Consider the following 18,512-nt stretch of genomic DNA (forward strand, 5'->3'; position numbering starts at 1 on the left):
GCTATTATTTTACAAATATTGAATTTTTACTTTTCTGAACATTTCATTATCATGTATAATATTACAAATAACTTATTTAAAAACAAAGTAAAGGGAGTGTTTCATATGCTGACATTAGGTTCTACACTCAGTAACCAAGTCGATGCGAATTGGCAAACATACATTATGATTGCTGCTTACTTTATTATTCTGCTCGTTATCGGCTTTTACGGTTACAAACAAGCTACGGGCAATTTAAGTGAATTTATGCTAGGAGGACGTAATATAGGACCATATATTACAGCTCTATCAGCAGGTGCTTCTGATATGAGTGGCTGGATGATTATGGGACTTCCAGGTTCAGTCTATAGCACAGGTCTTTCTGCCATATGGATAACAATAGGTTTAACACTTGGTGCTTATATAAACTATTTCGTCGTCGCTCCTAGATTACGAGTCTATACAGAAATTGCTGGGGATGCCATCACCTTACCTGATTTCTTCAAGAATAGATTGAATGATAAACAAAATGTGATTAAAATTATTTCCGGATTAATTATTGTTGTCTTCTTTACTTTATACACTCATTCTGGATTCGTTTCAGGTGGTAAATTATTTGAAAGTGCCTTCGGACTTAATTACCATTTTGGATTGATATTAGTTGCAGTCATCGTTATCCTATACACCTTTTTCGGAGGTTATTTAGCTGTATCAATAACTGACTTTTTCCAAGGCGTGATTATGCTTATAGCAATGGTAATGGTACCTATTGTTGCCCTTTTAAAATTAAATGGATGGGACACGTTTCATGAAGTGGCACAAATGAAACCAACAAATTTAGATTTATTTAGAGGGACAACTGTAATTGGTATTATATCTCTATTTTCTTGGGGGCTTGGTTACTTTGGACAACCACATATCATAGTACGATTCATGTCTATTAAATCTCATAAGTTATTACCTAAAGCAAGACGTTTAGGAATTAGATGGATGGCAGTAGGTTTACTTGGTGCAGTGGGAGTTGGTTTAACAGGTATCGCGTTTATTTCTGAAAAACACATCAAATTAGAAGATCCAGAAACACTATTTATTGTTATGAGCCAAGTTTTATTCCACCCTCTTGTTGGTGGTTTCTTGTTAGCGGCAATTTTAGCTGCAATTATGAGCACTATTTCTTCCCAACTATTAGTAACATCTAGTTCTTTAACTGAAGATTTTTATAAACTTGTACGGGGTGAAGATAAAGCAGTAGCTCATCAAAAAGAATTTGTAATGGTAGGCCGTTTGTCAGTACTAGTTGTTGCCATTGTTGCAATAGCTATCGCTTGGCATCCAAATGACACAATTCTTAACCTTGTGGGTAATGCTTGGGCAGGTTTTGGTGCTGCATTTAGCCCACTTATACTATTTTCACTGTATTGGAAAGACCTCACACGTGCTGGAGCCGTGAGTGGTATGATTGCAGGTTCTCTAGTCGTTATCATTTGGATAGCATGGATTAAACCACTTGCTTCGGTCAACGAATTATTTGGAATGTACGAAATTATTCCAGGCTTTATCATCAGCGTAATGGTTACTTATTTTGTAAGTAAATTAACTAAGAAGCCAGATACTTTCGTTGAAAATGATTTAAACAAAGTGAAGCAAATCGTTCGAGAATAAATTCTAAATTAAACATTAAAATAGGCGCCTTCGACTTTATCACTTATACTAGTCGAAGGCGCCTATAACTATATTAATTATGATAGATATGAACTTGTGGTTCTTTATCATCTTTCGATTTGCTAATTAATGCACGAGGTGTATTACCATCTTTGATGCGAATTTCATACTCATCAATATTATCAAAATATTTTTCAGCTTGCTCTGTAACATATTGAGTAATACCAATAGTTTCAGCTTGCCCATAATAATCGATTGGTAAATCAACAGTTAATTGTTTTGGTTTCTTATTAATAAATTTCACTTTACCTACTGCTTGAGTAAAGTTAGAGAAGTAAGATTGTAAATTATCATTAAATTGTTTGAAATTATTATTTAATGTTTCATTATAATCCTCTGCAGTTGAGGAAGGAAGCAAGGCTGATTTTTCTTTAATAGCGTCCCATTCATTAATTTTTGTTTTACCATCATCTGCAGTTGCACCAGCAATAAATTCACCTGGTGTAATAGAATCTTGGCCTGATTGTTTATAAATTGCAAAATGAATTGGTATATCTTTTAAATCGCTATTTTCACGTAAGCGAGATAACATTTCACTTGCCATTTGTTTACCTTGTTTTTCAATTTCTTTATCATCTAATTTTTTACTATATGTTTCTCCATCTTTTTCTTTTTGATAATAGTAAACACTATTCATAGCTAGTCCAATCGTCATGCCTTTGATATTTTTAGCTTTAGAATCATTATTACCATAAAAATCTTGTTCTAGTATATTTGAAAGATAAGCTGGTGATTGTTTTGCTATTTTTTCTTCGTCTGTTTCACCATTGTGTGAAGGATTAAGACCAAGGTTTTCATTCGCTTTCTTACTTTTCTTCTCGTTCTCACTCATCTTATCAATTTCTTTTTTCGTGTATTTAGGATTTAAATAGGCATTAATTGTCTTCTTATCTAAATACTGTCCATCTTGGTAAAGATATTTATTTGTCGGGAATACTTCTTTACTTAAAGTCAATAAGCCACTTTCAAAATCTTCACCGTTATAGCTATTTGCCATATTATCTTGCAAGAGACCTCTCGCTTGGCTTTCTTTAAAAGGTAAAATTGTTCTATAATTATCTCCTTGAACATTTTTGTCTGTTGCAATTTGTTTTACTTGGTTCGTATTTTGACTATTCTTACTTCCACTTTCATCTTTATCAGATTGGTTATCTTTTTGATTGTTATTACATGCAGCTAATAAAAATATTGTCGAAATGAGTAAAATAATTGTTCGCTTCATCGACGTACTCCTCTAATTATTTAATTCTTTTTGTTTTTTAGCAAATTCATCTTCAGTCCAAATTTCTGTACCAAACTTTTCAGCTTTAGCAAGTTTAGAACCTGCGTCAGCACCGGCTATAACAATATCTGTACTTTTAGTAACACTACTTGTTACTTTAGCCCCTTGCATTTCTAACCATTGTGTAGCTTCACTTCTTGTCATTTGTTCTAGTTTACCAGTTAATACAATAGTTTTACCATTAAATTCAGGATGGCCCTCAATTTCTGTAGTTTTAATTCCTTTATAATTCATATTAACATTTTTGTCTTTTAATTTTTGAATTAAAGCACGAATATCTTGATTTTCTAAATAAGTGACAACAGATTGAGCTAGTTTATCACCTATATCATGTATCGCTACAAGTTCTTCCTCAGTCACATTTAATAAACGATCCATCGTTTCATATTTCTCTGCTAGAACTTGGCTTGCTTTAACACCTAAATGTCTGATACCTAGACCAAATAATAAATGTTCAAGTGAGTTATCTTTAGCTTTCTCTATAGCAGCTAATAGATTCTCAACTTTTTTATTACCCATACGTTCTAAAGGAAGCAAGTCTTCTTCTTTAAGATAAAAGATATCTGCAACATCTTTGATTAACTCATTTTCATATAATTGTTGAATAATTTTTGTTCCAAGTCCATCAATGTTCATTGCTTGTCTAGAGACGAAATGTATTAGTCCTTCTATAAGTTGTGCTTGACATTTAGGATTGATGCAACGAAGTGCAACTTCACCCTCTATTCTAACCAACTCATGATCGCAACTTGGGCAATGTGTTGGCATATGATATGTCTTGGCATCCTTTGGTCGTCTATCTAATATGCTCTTGACTACTTCAGGAATGATGTCACCAGCCTTCTTAACTACTACACTGTCACCAATACGAATATCTCTTTCATGTATGAGGTCCTCATTATGTAAAGACGCTCTAGAAACAGTTGTACCTGCTACTCTAACGGGTTCAAGAATAGCTGTTGGAGTTACTACACCAGTTCTCCCTATGCTTAACTCGATATCTAATAGTTTTGAAACGACTTCTTCAGCAGGAAATTTGTAGGCAATTGTCCATCTTGGAGATTTCTGTGTGTACCCCATTTCCTCTTGTTGATCTAAATCATTTACTTTAATAACAATACCGTCAATATCATATGATAAAGACTCTCTTTTCTCAGTCCATTTCTCTATATAGTCGAGAACACCATCAATATCAGCTACTCGTTCTCTTTCTTGGTTTGTTTTAAAACCTAAGTCATCAAGTTCTTGTAAAGCCCCACTTTGAGTTGTTGCATCAAACTCAGTTAAATCATTTACGCTATACAAGAAGACACTTAACTTTCTTTTGGCTGCAAGTTTAGAATCAAGTTGTCTTAAAGATCCTGCTGCTGCATTTCTTGGATTCGCAAAAGGTTGTTCACCATTCTCTTCCTTTTCCGCATTTAGATTCATAAATGATTGTCTAGGCATATAGGCTTCTCCACGCACCTCAAAATTAAGTGGTTCCTTAATTTTTAATGGTATAGCGTGGATAGTTCTTAAATTCTCAGTAATATCCTCTCCAGTAGTGCCATCACCTCGTGTCAATCCTTGAACGAATCTACCATTTTGATACTTGAGAGAAACAGCTAATCCATCGATTTTTAGTTCGCACATATACTCGACGTTTCCGATATTTTCTCTAATACGTTGGTCGAACTTTCTTAAATCTTCTTCATTAAATGCATTCCCTAAACTTAACATTGGTGTATCATGATTTACCTTTTCAAATGAGGACTGCGCCTCTCCACCTACACGTACAGTAGGTGAATCAGCAGTCTTATATTCGGGATGCTTCTCTTCAATATCTATAAGTTCATGTAATAATTTATCATATTCACTATCTGGTACAGATGGATTATCCTGTACATAATATTCATAGCTATATTGGTTTAATAAATCATGTAGTTCATTTACACGAGATTGTAAATCTTTCATCCCCTTATTAGTCCTCCTTCTTCTCTATTGGCGCAAATTGAGCAAGTAAACGTTTAGGTCCTTCAGATTTAAATATGATATCCAATTCTACCGAACCATTTTTCTCATTTACATTGCTAACCATTCCTTCACCCCAAGCTTTGTGAGTCACCTTGTCTCCTACTTTCCATTCTGAAGATGAAACTTGTTTCTTAGGTGAAGTCATTCGTTTGCTAAATCCTCTTTTCTGTTGTGGTTTAGCTTTTGGTTGTTGGATTGTTTGTCGTTTATTACCAGTATGACTTTCAAGTAACTCTTCTGGAATTTCCTTTAAAAATCTAGAAGGCATATTGGATTGTGAACGTCCAAATAACATTCTTGTAGTGGCATTCGTGACATATAATAATTCTTCAGCACGGGTAATTGCCACATAACAAATTCGACGTTCCTCTTCCATTTCATGATCATCATCTGATTTAATAGCTCGAATATGAGGGAATAGTGATTCTTCCATACCCATAATAAAAACAATTGGAAACTCTAAACCTTTCGCAGAGTGCATAGTCATCATCGTTACACCACTTTGCGTATCTGCTTCATCTATATCAGCGACAAGTGATAAATCAGTTAAGAAATTGATTAAAGATTGTTCTTCTAATGGTGTATTTTCCTCATAGTCTTTCGGTACAGACATAAATTCATCTAAGTTTTCTAAACGACTACGTGATTCAAGTGTCTGTTCTCTCTCTAACATGTCACGATAACCTGATTTTTTTAAGACTTCCTCTACAATTTCACTTATTTCAAGAAATTCTTGTTCCTTTATTAAATGAGTTATTGTCTCATAAAAGTTAATGCATTCCTGTGTAACTTTCTTAGAGAGACCAATAAAGTCCACTTCTCCTAATGCATCGAACATACTTATATTGCTTTGAACTGCATAGGTTTGAATCTTCTCAACTGAAGAAGGCCCTATCCCTCTTTTAGGAACATTAATAATACGCTGTAAACTAATATCATCGTTACTATTCGCAATTACGCGTAAATAGCTTAGTAAGTCTTTGATTTCTTTACGGTCATAGAACTTTTGACCTCCAACCATAGTGTATGGAATGTTAGATTTCATGAATGTTTCCTCTAGTACACGTGATTGTGCATTAGTTCTATAAAGTATTGCCATATCGCTATACTTCTTACCATTTCTTTGATGTTTCATAATTTCTTTCACAACATACTCAGCTTCATCACGTTCTGTCATCGCTTCATAATATTGGATTTTGTCTCCACCTGTATTTGCAGTCCATAATCCCTTAGGTTTACGTTCTGAATTGTTCTTAATCACTTCATTAGCTGCATTTAATATATTTTTAGTAGAACGATAATTTTGCTCTAGGAAAATGGTCTTCGCTTCAGGATAATCCTCTTCGAAAGATAAAATGTTTTGTATATCAGCGCCACGCCAACCATAGATAGATTGATCTGAGTCACCTACAACGCAAAGATTTTTAAATTTATTAGCAAGTAATTTCACTAAAGTGTACTGCGCTTTGTTTGTATCTTGATATTCATCGACATGAATATATTGAAACTTATTTTGATAATATTCTAGCGCATCAGGAACACGTTCAAAGAGGTTTATTGTAGTCATTATTAAATCATCAAAGTCTAATGCTTCATTTCGTGATAATTGTCTTTGATAACCTTTGTATACAGTAGCAACCATTTGTGAGTGAAAGTCATTTGCTTCTTTTTGAGCATCATCTGGTGTTTTCAATTCATTTTTAAGATTACTTATTGCTCCAATGAACATTCTTGGTTCAAAACGCTTGCTATCTATGTTTTCATTTTTCAAAACATCTTTAATAACAGATTTTTGGTCAGTAGGATCAATGATAGTGAAATTGCGTTCTATTCCAATTCTATCTGCATCCCTTCTTAAGATGCTCACGCACATAGAATGGAATGTGGACATCCAAATAACTTGAGCCTCTTCTCCGACCAATTGTTCAACACGTTCTTTCATTTCTTTAGCTGCTTTATTCGTAAAAGTAATCGCTAAAATATTGTAAGGAGACACATCTTTTTCATCTAATAAATAAGCAATACGATGTGTTAATACGCGTGTTTTCCCTGACCCCGCGCCAGCCATAATAAGCAATGGCCCTTCAGTCGTTCTTACAGCTTCACTTTGTTCTGTATTCATATTCTTTACTAGCGAATTCATTAATTAGACTCCTTTATTTTTACAGTTTTTAGCGCTTTTTTAATATCAGTATATATAATATTTCCTACGATAATCGTATCTGCAAAGTCAGCCATTTCTTGAGCTTGACCTAAATTTGAGATACCCCCACCATAGAAGAGTTGTGTTTCAGTAAGCATTTGAGATACGGCCTTTACTTTTTCTATGTCACCATATGCCCCACTATATTCTAAATACATAACAGGGAAATGATAGAGTTCATTAGCCATCTGCGCATATGCTTCAACATCTTCAATATTTAATTCCGTTTGAGCTCCAGTTTTGCGTGCAACTTTACTATCTGAATTCAGTATTAAATACCCTTCAAATATTACTTCCTCAAAGTTTATTACATGACCAAATTGTTTGAGAGCTTCTAATAAAATACCATTATGATATGTTGTATCATTACTATTCATCACTGTAGGAATAAAATAAAAATCAAATCCAGGCATTACACTTTCAACATTTGAAACCTCTAATGCAAGTGGTAATGGATAACGTCTCACTCTACTCATTAAATGAATGACATTATCCTCGGTTACATTATCCGTACCACCAATCATAATTGCATCTGTATTTGACATGCATATTGCTTCTAAATCATCGTCAGATATTGACTTAGCCGGATCTAGTTTAAATATATGTTTCCACTTTGTTATGTCATACATTTTCTGAAACTCCTTTATTTAACATACCCTAAATTATAGCATTTTTAAGTGTTAAGTTCTAAAGAGTAAAAAAGATAATAATACATCATTTCAGATAAAACTTAATGATTTTAAAGATAACTGAATCTTAGATTTTTCAAAGTTAAATCTTTATATCTTGCACATCTTGATAATATATTTGATTAACCACTTATTACCACAAATATTAAAAAGACTTCAAAAAGTGGATTAACACTTCTTGAAGCCTAAATATATAAAACATAAAAATTAATTCTTAGAACATTTACTAAATCATTCAAATGCTTTTATGACTTTGTTTCTATATTAAGTCTATCTAAAATCATAGTATATGCATCATTACCCCATTGTAACGAACGCTTAACTCTAGATATCGTTGCAGTTGATGCACCAGATTCGTCTTCAATCGTTGCATACGTATAACCTTGTTTAATCATTTTAGCAACTTGAAGTCTCTGAGATAGCGACTGTATTTCATTCACAGTGCATAAATCATCGAAAAACTGATAGCATTCTTCTCTATTTTCTAGCGCTAGGATCGCATCAAATAATTCATCCAATGCTTGCCCACGTAATTTTTCAATTTGCATCTCGAACAACCCCTATACACTTATTATTTTATCATTTTAACGTACTAATTAGTTAAAGTGTAGTAGATTCAATGAAAAAAGTATAGGATTTAAGTCGCATTTATCACATTTAGTTTATCATTTTTATTCTAATCCAGCACGCTCGAAAATTGTATCAACTTGATTAAGATGGTGTTTAGGATTGAAACACTCGTCCAATTCTTCTTTAGATAGAACATTTGTGATGGTATCGTCTTGTTCAATTAATTCTCTAAATGGTGTTTTAGTTTCCCAAGATTCCATTGCTTTTGGTTGAACTTTATCATAGGCTTCTTCCCTAACCATTCCCTTATTAATTAAAGCTAATAATACACGTTGTGAGAAAATCAAACCAAATGTTTTATCAATGTTAGTTCTCATATTATCTTCAAATACAGTAAGGCGATCTACAATATTTGTGAATCGGTTTAATGCATAATCTAAAGCAATTGTTACATCTGGTAACATGATTCTTTCTGCAGATGAATGAGAAATATCTCGCTCATGCCAAAGAGGTACATTTTCATATGCTGTAGTAATATATCCACGAATTACTCGTGAAATACCTGTAATATTTTCAGAACCAATAGGGTTACGTTTATGCGGCATAGCCGATGAACCCTTTTGTCCTTTAGCGAAAGCTTCTTCTACTTCACGTGTTTCTGTTTTTTGTAGGTTACGGATTTCCACTGCAAATTTCTCTAAGGAAGTAGCAATTAACGCTAGAGTAGCAATATAGTATGCATGTCGATCTCTTTGTAATGTTTGAGTAGAAACTGGTGCAGTATCAATGCCTAAGTGCTTACAAACATATGCTTCAATTTCGGGAGGAATATTAGCAAATGTACCTACTGCACCACTCATTTTACCCACTTCAATCTCTTTACGCACTTCTTTAAAGCGTTTAAGGTTACGTTTCATTTCTGTATACCAAAGTGCCATTTTAACACCGAAAGTAGTCGGTTCAGCATGGACACCATGTGTGCGCCCCATCATTAATGTATATTTATAATTCTTAGCCTTATTAGCTAATACTTCAATAAATCTTTCTAAGTCTTTCTCAATAATTTCATTCGCTTGTTTAACAACAAAGCTTAATGCGGTATCTACAACATCTGTTGAAGTAAGACCATAGTGAACCCATTTTCTTTCTTCACCAAGCGTTTCAGACACTTGTCTTGTAAAAGCTACAACATCATGACGTGTTTCCAGTTCAATTTCTTTTGCACGATCAACGTCAACTTTAGCATTTTCACGAATTTTTTTGACATCTTCTTTAGGGATATATCCTAATTCACTCCATGCCTCGCATGCTAATATTTCTACTTCTAACCATGCCTCATAGCGATTTTGATCTGTCCAAATTTTAGACATTTCTTCTCTTGAATAGCGTTCAATCATTCTTTAATAACTCCAATCGTATGTATTATTGCAGATTTTAAAAACTGTACATTAAACTTGATTTTTTCAAAAAAGTTCGTATTTAACTCGTTGGTTATAGTTTAACAAAACTATAGCTAAATGTATAAATGTTTTTTCCTTATATTCATATTTTATTGTAATTACTTTAGAAACTCAATTAACTATAAAAAAAGAGTAGAATAGATATCTGACTTTCAAAACAAATATCCGTTCTACTCAAAATTTTAAAAAGCACCACAATTGAAATTTGCATTATGGATTTAATTAATAGGTTTACCCACAAAAATTATATCCTGTTTGAGCACTTCTATACTTCCATCTTTATTTTCTTTATAGACTGGTTTTTCCATTCTACGAGTTGGCATAAAACCTTCTTCGCGCATACGAGCTAAGCAATCAGCAATGGTCTCATTATCTTCAACTTTAAACTTTTTGCTCATTTGTCTTCGCACTTTCTAATTCTTCATGTTCTACTACAACATCTAGATGTTCTGGCTCGTAAGCTTTAAGTTTACGTCTGCGTACCCCTTTAACCCAGAATCCACCATGAATATTTCTAGGTTCATAAGCAATGATAAACGCTTTAGGGTCAAGGTTTTTTATGGTATCCATAAGCTTAAATTCATATTTACGTGGCGTTAAAATTTGCATAACCATTCGACTACCATCACGTCCAAACGCTTCATAGTGAGTTACACCATAACCTAAATTTCTTAATTCATTAGGTAAATCTAATTCATACTCTGACGAAGTCACATTGACTACGGTATAACCTAACGCTAGTTTTTCTTCTATCTTCATACCAACGATGATTCCAACTGAGAAGCCTAATGCATATGCAAAAATGTTTTGGATTTGATCTAAACTAGACATAACTAATCCTAAACCAACAACATATACAAGTACCTCAAGGAAACTTACCACTGCAGCAATGTAACGATAGCCTTTCAATGTTAAAATGGTTCTCATCGTCAAGAATGTGACATAACAGACATTGATTACAAATATGGCCAATACCATTAGCCATGGATTATGAGCGATTGCCGACATATTATTCCTCTTTTCTAACTATAAATCCAAATCATTTTACCAGTCACACATTATTTTGTCACTAAGAATAATTTTATTTCAAATTTTAGTTTTTAGGCCAAGTATATCTAGTATATGCAAGTTCACGTTTGTGCGCATTTCTAACATAATGTTTCTCAATAGTTTCTCGCGCTTCAGCGGGTATATCTTTACCTTCGAGATAATCATCTATTTGATCATAAGTCACACCTAGAGCTTCCTCATCAGGTAATTGTGGCTTATCATCTTCTAAGTCTGCAGTTGGTACTTTCTCATATAAATGTTTTGGTGCATTTAAATACTTTAATAACTGCTTACCTTGTCTTTTGTCCAATCCAAAAATTGGAGCAATATCAGCCGCACCATCACCATATTTAGTATAGAAACCAGTAATGTTCTCAGCAGAATGATCAGTTCCAACAACGATTCCACTTTGGTTTGAAGCAATCGAAAATTGAACTTTCATACGTTCTCGAGCTTTTTCATTTCCTCTTTGAAAATCTGTCAATTCGATACCCGCTTCCTTAAGAGATTGGACGCTTTGGTCTACTGCAGGTTTGATATTAACTGTAACTGTTTCATCAGGTTCTATAAATTGCAGTGCATCTTCTACTTCATCAGCATCCTTTTGTACACCATACGGTAATTTAACTGCTATAAACTTACATTCACGTCCCTCAGAGCGTAATTCATTTACAGCTAACTGTACAATTTTTCCTGTTAATGTAGAATCTTGTCCTCCAGAAATTCCAAGTACTAGCGATTTAATAAAAGAATGAGATTGAACATAAGACTTAATGAAATGTTTGATTTCATTTACTTCTTTTTCACTATCAATCTGTTGTTTAACTTTCATTTCTTTAACAACAATATCTTGTAATTTACTCATGATCTTCCTCCATCTCTTTAACACGTTCTGCTACTTCAAAGATACGTTTATGTTTGTTTTCCCAACATTTAGCACTTAAATCTACAGGATATTCTTGAGGGTTTAAGTAACGCTTATTTTCCTCCCAAAGTGTATCTAAACTTTTAGTTAAATATGCCTGAGCTTCACGTTCGGTAGGAAGTTGATATACTAACTTACCAGCTTCAAAGATGGTATGATGTAAATCTTTCGCTTCAAATGATTTAATAAATTTCATTTTATACGTATGTACTGGATGGAATAGTTTGAGAGGTTTTTCAGTTGATGGATCTTCTCCTTCAAGCGTAATATAGTCACCTTCTGCTTTTCCAGTCTTTTTATTAATAATACGATAGACATTCTTCTTACCAGGAGTCGTTACTTTTTCGGCATTATTAGAAAGCTTGATTCTATCACTAAAAGTACCATCCTCAGTTTCAATGGCTACTAGTTTGTATACTGCACCGAGTGCAGGTTGATCATAACCAGTAATTAATTTAGTTCCCACACCCCATGCGTCCACTTTAGCTCCTTGTGCTTTCAAACTTGTTATTGTTTGCTCATCCAAATCATTTGAAGCAATAATTTTAGCTTCTGTGAAGCCAGCTTCGTCTAACATACGTCTTGCCTCTTTAGATAAATAAGCAATATCTCCAGAATCTAATCTAATTCCAATAAAGTTGATAGTGTCACCCAACTCTTTAGCTACTTTTATTGCTGTAGGCACACCCGATTTTAATGTATGGAAAGTATCTACCAAAAAGACGCAATTTTTATGTCGTTCAGCATATTTTTTAAATGCTGTATACTCCTCACCATATGTTTGAACTAATGCATGCGCATGCGTACCTGAAACTGGTATATCGAATAGCTTACCCGCTCTTACATTACTAGTTGAGTCAAATCCACCAATAAAGGCTGCGCGAGCCCCCCATAAGCCAGCGTCAATTTCTTGACCTCTTCTAGTTCCAAATTCCATCAATGTATCATTCATAGCGATTTGTCTGATTCTGCTCGCCTTAGTCGCTATAAGTGTGTGGAAATTAATTATATTTAATAAAATTGTTTCAATAAGTTGAGCTTGAATTAAAGGAGCCTCAACTCTTATTAATGGCTCATTACCGAAACATAATTCCCCCTCTTGCATAGAGCGAATATTACCTGTAAATTTTAAATTCTTTAGATAACTTAGAAAATCATCTTTATAGCCTATTGTTTTTAAATAGTCTATATCAGCATCAGAGAAACCAAAATTCTCTATAAAGTCAATTACACGTTTTAAACCATTAAAAACCGCATAACCACTGTTGAAAGGCATGTTTCTAAAATATAAATCAAAAATAGCAGTTCTTTCGTGAATGCCGTCATTCCAGTAGCTTTCCGCCATATTAATTTGATATAAGTCATTTTGTAGCATTAAGCTGTCATCTTTAAATTGGTACACTCAAATCTCTCCAATCAACCGAGTCATTTACGACTAGTTTATCATAATTCACATTGTGAAAGTAAACGACTTACCTAAGAAGTCAGAATGTTATAATAGTTTTTAAATTTGGTTGTCACAAAACTCTCAACGACAAATTCATGACAATTGAATATTTTAACTGAGTATTTTTAAAACCTCGATTATAATACGGATGAGGTGTTTTAAATGTTATTAGATGAAGCTAAATCATTTATTCAAACCATGTTTAATGAATTAAATTATAGCTCAAGTGAAACTCAACAAAGACTTAATGAAATTGAAGAAGAAATTAAAGAAACAGGAAGCTACACCCATACTTATGAAGAATTGGTATATGGATCGAAAATGGCATGGAGAAATTCTAATCGTTGTATTGGGAGACTATTTTGGGAATCTCTAAATGTGGAAGATGCGCGTCATGTTGAAAATGAAGAAGAATTCATTGATACAATTCACCAACATATAAATAAAGCGACTAATAATGGTAAAATCAAGCCACTTATTACAATTTATTCACCCAAAAATGGCCCTAAAATATATAATAATCAGCTTATTCGTTACGCAGGTTATGACAAAGCAGGAGATCCATCTGAGAAAAAAGTGACACGATTGGCTCAACATCTAGGATGGAGCAGTGAGGGTACAGATTTCGATATATTACCTTTGATATATCAAATGCCTAATGAAGCACTAAAATTTCATGAGTATCCAAAATATCTTATTAAAGAGGTACCTATATTTCATGACCAGTATCCAAAATTAGCACATTTAAATTTAAAATGGTATGCAGTGCCAATCATTTCCAATATGGATTTAAAAATTGGCGGAATCATTTATCCTACTGCACCGTTTAATGGATGGTATATGGTAACTGAGATAGGTGTACGTAATTTCATAGATAGTTATCGTTATAATCTTTTAGAAAAAGTTGCAGAAGCCTTCGAATTTGATACACTTAAAAATAATTCATTTAATAAGGATCGAGCACTTTTAGAATTAAACTATGCCGTATATCATTCCTTTAAAGCTGAGGGCGTTTCTATTGTCGACCATTTAACTGCCTCAAAGCAGTTTGAAATGTTTGAACGAAATGAACTTAAGCATGATAGACACGTGACTGGTAAATGGTCATGGTTAGCACCACCTTTATCGCCAACGTTAACATCTAACTATCATCATGGTTATGATAATACGATGCGATCAACTAATTTCTACTATAAAAAGAATGAACCTATGAAGTGCCCTTTTCATTAAAATTTTAGGAGTGAAACATGCGATTATATTATTTAGGACCTAAAGGAACTTTCTCTTATCTCGCTTCACAAAAACTTATTTTAGAAAATGATATCGAATATTTAGCTAAGTCAAACCTTCACGAAGCGATCAAAGCAGTCTCAAGTGACGATAACTCAATCGGTATCGTTCCCATAGAAAATTCTATCGAAGGTACGATTAACATCGTAGCTGACGCATTAGCTGAACAAAAAATTTATGCTCATGGTGAAATTCACTTAGATATTGATTTTGCATTGTATGGCTATCCTTCTGATAGTTTACATGACATTAAAAAAGTCTACTCAATCGCGCCTGCTATCAGTCAAACAACCAATTATATACACCAACATCAATTTCTGTACGATTATACAGACAGTACAATTCAAAGTTTAGATAAAATAGCCAAAGGTATAGGTGCTATTGCGCCTTTAGGTAGTGGAGAAACTTATGGATATCAACCTATTGATTTGCATATTCAAGATTATCCGCATAATGTCACACGCTTTTTAATTGTTAAAAATCATACACACTTTGAAGATGATACTAATACAACCATGTTCTTAATTACCCCTCAGTATGATAAACCTGGTTTGTTAGCGAGTGTATTAAATACCTTTGCATTATTTAATATCAACCTCTCATGGATTGAATCACGACCTTTAAAAACTCAATTGGGAATGTACCGCTTCTTCGTACAAGCAGACACACCTGTAACCAACGATGTTAATAAAGTAATTACTATTTTAAAAACGTTAGATTTTACAGTGAATTTAATAGGTTCGTTTAATAAAAGATTTTAGAAATTCAAATATTTAAATAACCCGCTAAACAAAAGTTATTTAGCGGGTTTATTGTTTAATTTATTTATTTTTTAATGATGCTTAAGATTTATTAATATAGTTGCATAGCTATTCGACATTAATTTTTTCGACTTTTAAAAATTCCTCTTCCTGATTAAGAGTTAGATCTTTTATATCCTCTAGATGTAGAGTTTGCGTTGAATCATCGAAATGATTACCTGCTATAAATACATGTTGATGTTTCACATCATTATAACTCCTTATATGAACTGCATCTCTCTCCATCTTTCCTGTAAAGGTATTACCAATCACATTGAAATTTTCCCCTGCTTGTGTACCCATAACTTGACCTGTTTGAGGGTCTGCTGCATTTTTACCATCTTTCACGCCAAGAAATCGTATACCACCATTACATGATTTGAATTCATTTTTTGAAATAAATGTATTCTTAGACTTTAGCGGTGTTAAAGCAAATTCTTTTAGTTTATCAAACACATTATTTCTAATATGAATATTGTCATAAAATTTATTATAGCGACTTGCGTGTGAACCTATTGCACGATTCCATGCTTTCATTTTCGGATGATCAGAATTACCAAAATAACAATTCTCTATAACAACATTCTTAGTAATTGTACCATCAGTTGTGCCAAATTTAGGAAATGCACCTGGCACTTGAATGTCTAATTGAACTGCTTCTGAAAATGAACGATCTCCATCTATGTCGAGAAAACCCTCGAATGAACAATCTGTAATATGTAAGCCATTTAAACCACATGCATCTAATGCATGTCCACCAACTATATTTTTAAAGGTTACGCCGATAAGTTGAATATCTTCAGCATGACCTATACTCATAGCAGTATTGTTGTATGGAAAGTCGCCCCCATTCATATCAAACGTGCCACCTTTAATATAAATATGACTATTTCCAGAATATTTATGGTAAAAAATATAAGGTTTACCATTTTTTAGCAATGCATCTTTCCCTACTCGCAAAAGAACTGCCTCATCATCGAGTAGCAACGTTGTAGAATCATAAATGACTAAAGCTTTTCTAATATGATATGTACCTTTAGGGATAAAAACAGTGTGTTTACCTTTTTTGGCATAATTTAATGCTTTTTGAATTGCTCTTGTGTCTTTATATTTATTTTCTCCAGTTAAACCAAATTCCCTGGCATTAATGAACATTCGGTAATCCCCCCCGTTTTATAAAAAATAATGATTGTATGCTTGATGTGAACTCTATATACTAAAGTTATATTTCATTAATGATATTGTATTTATTTTAAAAATTAATTTTAGTATAAATACACATCAAAAAGTCTTATTTATATATAAATATACCAATATAGTGCTTTTTAAACACATTAGAGGGAGGATGTTTTAATGAATAAAAACGCACTAATTATAGTGGATTATTCTATTGATTTTATTGCGAATGATGGAAAACTTACTTGTGGGAAGCCTGGTCAAGAAATAGAGGATTATATTTTAAGAAGAATTGAAACGTATCTTAACCATCAAGAAGATATCTTTTTTACAATGGATGTCCATTATGAGAATGACCTATACCACCCTGAGACACAACTTTTTCCACCTCATAACATTTATGGAACAAATGGCCGTAGTTTATATGGAAAAGTTGGTGAAATATACGAGAAAAACAAGCATAATTCACAAGTCCATTACTTGGATAAAACAAGATATGATTCATTTTATGGTACACCATTAGATAGTTTGTTGAGGGAACGTGATATTAAAAATGTAGAAATTGTAGGTGTTTGCACGGATATATGTGTGTTACATACAGCGATTTCAGCCTATAACTTAGGTTATAACGTCACAATTCCAAGCCGAGGTGTAGCATCCTTTAACCAAGAAGGGCATATTTGGGCACTAGCGCATTTCCAAAACTCACTAGGTGCTAAGGTAGAAGATTAAACTAAAATCATGCTAAAATGTGATTAAATATAAATGAATAAGGAGATATTGAAAATGACAAAAACTTTTATTTTTGGGCACAAAAATCCAGATACAGATGCAATTTCTTCAGCTATTATCATGGCTGATTTTGAACAACAAACTGGTAACTCTGAAGCAAAAGCTTACCGATTAGGTGAAGTTAGTGCTGAGACACAATACGCTTTAGATTACTTTAAAGTAAAAGCCCCAGAATTATTATCTGAAGACTTAAATAATGAAGATGTTATTTTAGTTGACCATAACGAATTTCAACAAAGTGCTGATTCAATCGCTGACGCATCTGTAAGACACGTGATTGATCACCACCGTATCGCAAATTTCGAAACAGCTTCCCCACTTTATTACAGAGCTGAACCAGTGGGATGTACTGCTACTATTTTATACAAAATGTATAAAGAACGTGGATTTGAAATTAAACCTGAAATTGCTGGTTTAATGATTTCAGCTATAATTTCAGATAGCTTATTATTTAAATCACCTACATGTACTGAAGAAGATGTTAACGCAGCTCAAGCATTAAAAGAAATTGCCAATGTTGATTTAGATAGCTATGGTTTAGATATGCTAAAAGCTGGTGCTTCTACTACTGATAAATCTGCAGAAACCCTATTAGGTATGGATGCTAAATCATTTACTATGGGCGACTATGTCACTCGTATCGCACAAGTTAACACTGTAGATATCGACGAAGTACTTAACCGTAAAGATGAATTAGAAAAAGTAATGTTAGAGATAAGCGCAAACGAAAAATATGACTTATTCGTACTTGTAGTAACTGATATTATCAACAGTGATTCTAAAATTTTAGTTGTCGGCGCTGAAAAAGATAAAGTAGGCGAAGCATTTAATGTTCAATTAGATGATGGTATGGCCTTCTTATCTGGCGTAGTTTCTCGTAAGAAACAAGTGGTACCTCAAATTACTGAAGTATTATCATAATTATTTGAATTAATTTTAAATGAATTTGGGAGCATTTTAAAATGCTCCTTTTTTATTATAAAAAATAACATTAATAGAGCTTTTTTGGGGTATAAATTTGTTAAGTGTCTTATTGTTTTCCTAATTAAAAATTTAAGTGAGTACATAGACCTCTTTTACTACCATAAAAATTTCAGGGAGGTAAAACTTT

Annotated in this window: 16 protein-coding genes; 5 read left to right on the forward strand and 11 right to left on the reverse strand. The window is 33.2% G+C overall.

Annotated elements, in window-relative coordinates; genetic code table 11:
• Positions 1–105 precede the first annotated feature (105 nt).
• Complete coding sequence (gene putP / locus HMPREF2706_RS06890) at positions 106–1,641, forward strand: sodium/proline symporter PutP (protein WP_070862284.1); 1,536 nt, start codon at positions 106–108, stop codon at positions 1,639–1,641.
• Between the two features lie 73 nt (positions 1,642–1,714).
• Here putP and HMPREF2706_RS06895 read toward each other — a convergent pair whose 3' ends face one another.
• From HMPREF2706_RS06895 to HMPREF2706_RS06940, 10 genes are all read right to left on the reverse strand, one after another.
• Positions 1,715–2,923, reverse strand: coding sequence for a CamS family sex pheromone protein (locus HMPREF2706_RS06895; RefSeq protein ID WP_023350021.1), 1,209 nt, complete (start codon positions 2,921–2,923; stop codon positions 1,715–1,717).
• Positions 2,924–2,935: 12 nt separating this feature from the next.
• Entirely contained in the window at positions 2,936–4,939 is a 2,004-nt protein-coding gene (gene ligA / locus HMPREF2706_RS06900) for an NAD-dependent DNA ligase LigA (RefSeq protein WP_070862285.1), read from the reverse strand.
• 7 nt (positions 4,940–4,946) lie between these two features.
• Positions 4,947–7,142 (reverse strand): DNA helicase PcrA, encoded by a 2,196-nt coding sequence (gene pcrA / locus HMPREF2706_RS06905; RefSeq protein ID WP_070862286.1) that lies wholly within the window; start codon positions 7,140–7,142, stop codon positions 4,947–4,949.
• Positions 7,142–7,831 carry a heptaprenylglyceryl phosphate synthase gene (locus tag HMPREF2706_RS06910; protein ID WP_002435967.1) on the reverse strand — a complete coding sequence of 230 codons (690 nt, stop codon included), beginning with the start codon at positions 7,829–7,831 and terminating at the stop codon, positions 7,142–7,144. Before HMPREF2706_RS06910 ends, pcrA begins: the two co-directional genes overlap by 1 nt.
• 305 nt (positions 7,832–8,136) lie before the next feature.
• On the reverse strand, positions 8,137–8,439 hold the full coding sequence (locus tag HMPREF2706_RS06915; protein WP_002435940.1) for a YerC/YecD family TrpR-related protein: 303 nt from the start codon (positions 8,437–8,439) through the stop codon (positions 8,137–8,139).
• A gap of 123 nt (positions 8,440–8,562) precedes the next feature.
• The gene (gene purB, locus HMPREF2706_RS06920; protein WP_002435899.1) at positions 8,563–9,858 is read right to left on the reverse strand and encodes an adenylosuccinate lyase; all 1,296 of its coding nucleotides are present in this window, start codon (positions 9,856–9,858) and stop codon (positions 8,563–8,565) included.
• A 281-nt stretch (positions 9,859–10,139) separates the two neighbouring features.
• Entirely contained in the window at positions 10,140–10,319 is a 180-nt protein-coding gene (locus HMPREF2706_RS06925; RefSeq protein ID WP_002469715.1) for an NETI motif-containing protein, read from the reverse strand.
• The gene (locus HMPREF2706_RS06930; RefSeq protein WP_002453623.1) at positions 10,303–10,929 is read right to left on the reverse strand and encodes a DUF2179 domain-containing protein; all 627 of its coding nucleotides are present in this window, start codon (positions 10,927–10,929) and stop codon (positions 10,303–10,305) included. Before HMPREF2706_RS06930 ends, HMPREF2706_RS06925 begins: the two co-directional genes overlap by 17 nt.
• An 85-nt stretch (positions 10,930–11,014) precedes the next feature.
• Entirely contained in the window at positions 11,015–11,836 is an 822-nt protein-coding gene (gene nadE / locus HMPREF2706_RS06935; protein WP_047796465.1) for an ammonia-dependent NAD(+) synthetase, read from the reverse strand.
• Positions 11,829–13,298, reverse strand: a complete 1,470-nt coding sequence (locus HMPREF2706_RS06940; protein WP_049427683.1) for a nicotinate phosphoribosyltransferase — start codon at positions 13,296–13,298, stop codon at positions 11,829–11,831. The genes nadE and HMPREF2706_RS06940 overlap by 8 nt, the downstream gene beginning before the upstream one ends.
• A gap of 207 nt (positions 13,299–13,505) precedes the next feature.
• Between HMPREF2706_RS06940 and HMPREF2706_RS06945 the strand changes: the two genes are divergently transcribed.
• Both HMPREF2706_RS06945 and HMPREF2706_RS06950 read left to right on the forward strand, forming a co-directional pair.
• A complete protein-coding gene (locus HMPREF2706_RS06945; RefSeq protein ID WP_070862287.1) occupies positions 13,506–14,573 on the forward strand; it encodes a nitric oxide synthase oxygenase in 1,068 nt (355 codons plus the stop codon).
• 17 nt (positions 14,574–14,590) lie between these two features.
• Positions 14,591–15,394, forward strand: a complete 804-nt coding sequence (locus HMPREF2706_RS06950) for a prephenate dehydratase (protein ID WP_070862288.1) — start codon at positions 14,591–14,593, stop codon at positions 15,392–15,394.
• A gap of 108 nt (positions 15,395–15,502) precedes the next feature.
• On the opposite strand, the gene HMPREF2706_RS06955 is transcribed toward HMPREF2706_RS06950, so the two are convergent.
• Entirely contained in the window at positions 15,503–16,588 is a 1,086-nt protein-coding gene (locus HMPREF2706_RS06955) for a glycosyl hydrolase family 28-related protein (protein ID WP_002469717.1), read from the reverse strand.
• A 198-nt stretch (positions 16,589–16,786) separates the two neighbouring features.
• Here HMPREF2706_RS06955 and HMPREF2706_RS06960 point away from each other — a divergent pair, with 198 nt between their 5' ends.
• Positions 16,787–17,341: a cysteine hydrolase family protein gene (locus HMPREF2706_RS06960; RefSeq protein ID WP_049427679.1), complete on the forward strand. Its 555-nt coding sequence runs from the start codon at positions 16,787–16,789 to the stop codon at positions 17,339–17,341.
• 54 nt (positions 17,342–17,395) lie between these two features.
• Positions 17,396–18,322: a manganese-dependent inorganic pyrophosphatase gene (locus tag HMPREF2706_RS06965; RefSeq protein ID WP_049427677.1), complete on the forward strand. Its 927-nt coding sequence runs from the start codon at positions 17,396–17,398 to the stop codon at positions 18,320–18,322.
• Positions 18,323–18,512 lie beyond the last annotated feature (190 nt).

It is taken from the genome of Staphylococcus sp. HMSC067F07, from assembly GCF_001837405.1.
GTDB classification, from domain to species: Bacteria; Bacillota; Bacilli; order Staphylococcales; family Staphylococcaceae; genus Staphylococcus; species Staphylococcus capitis.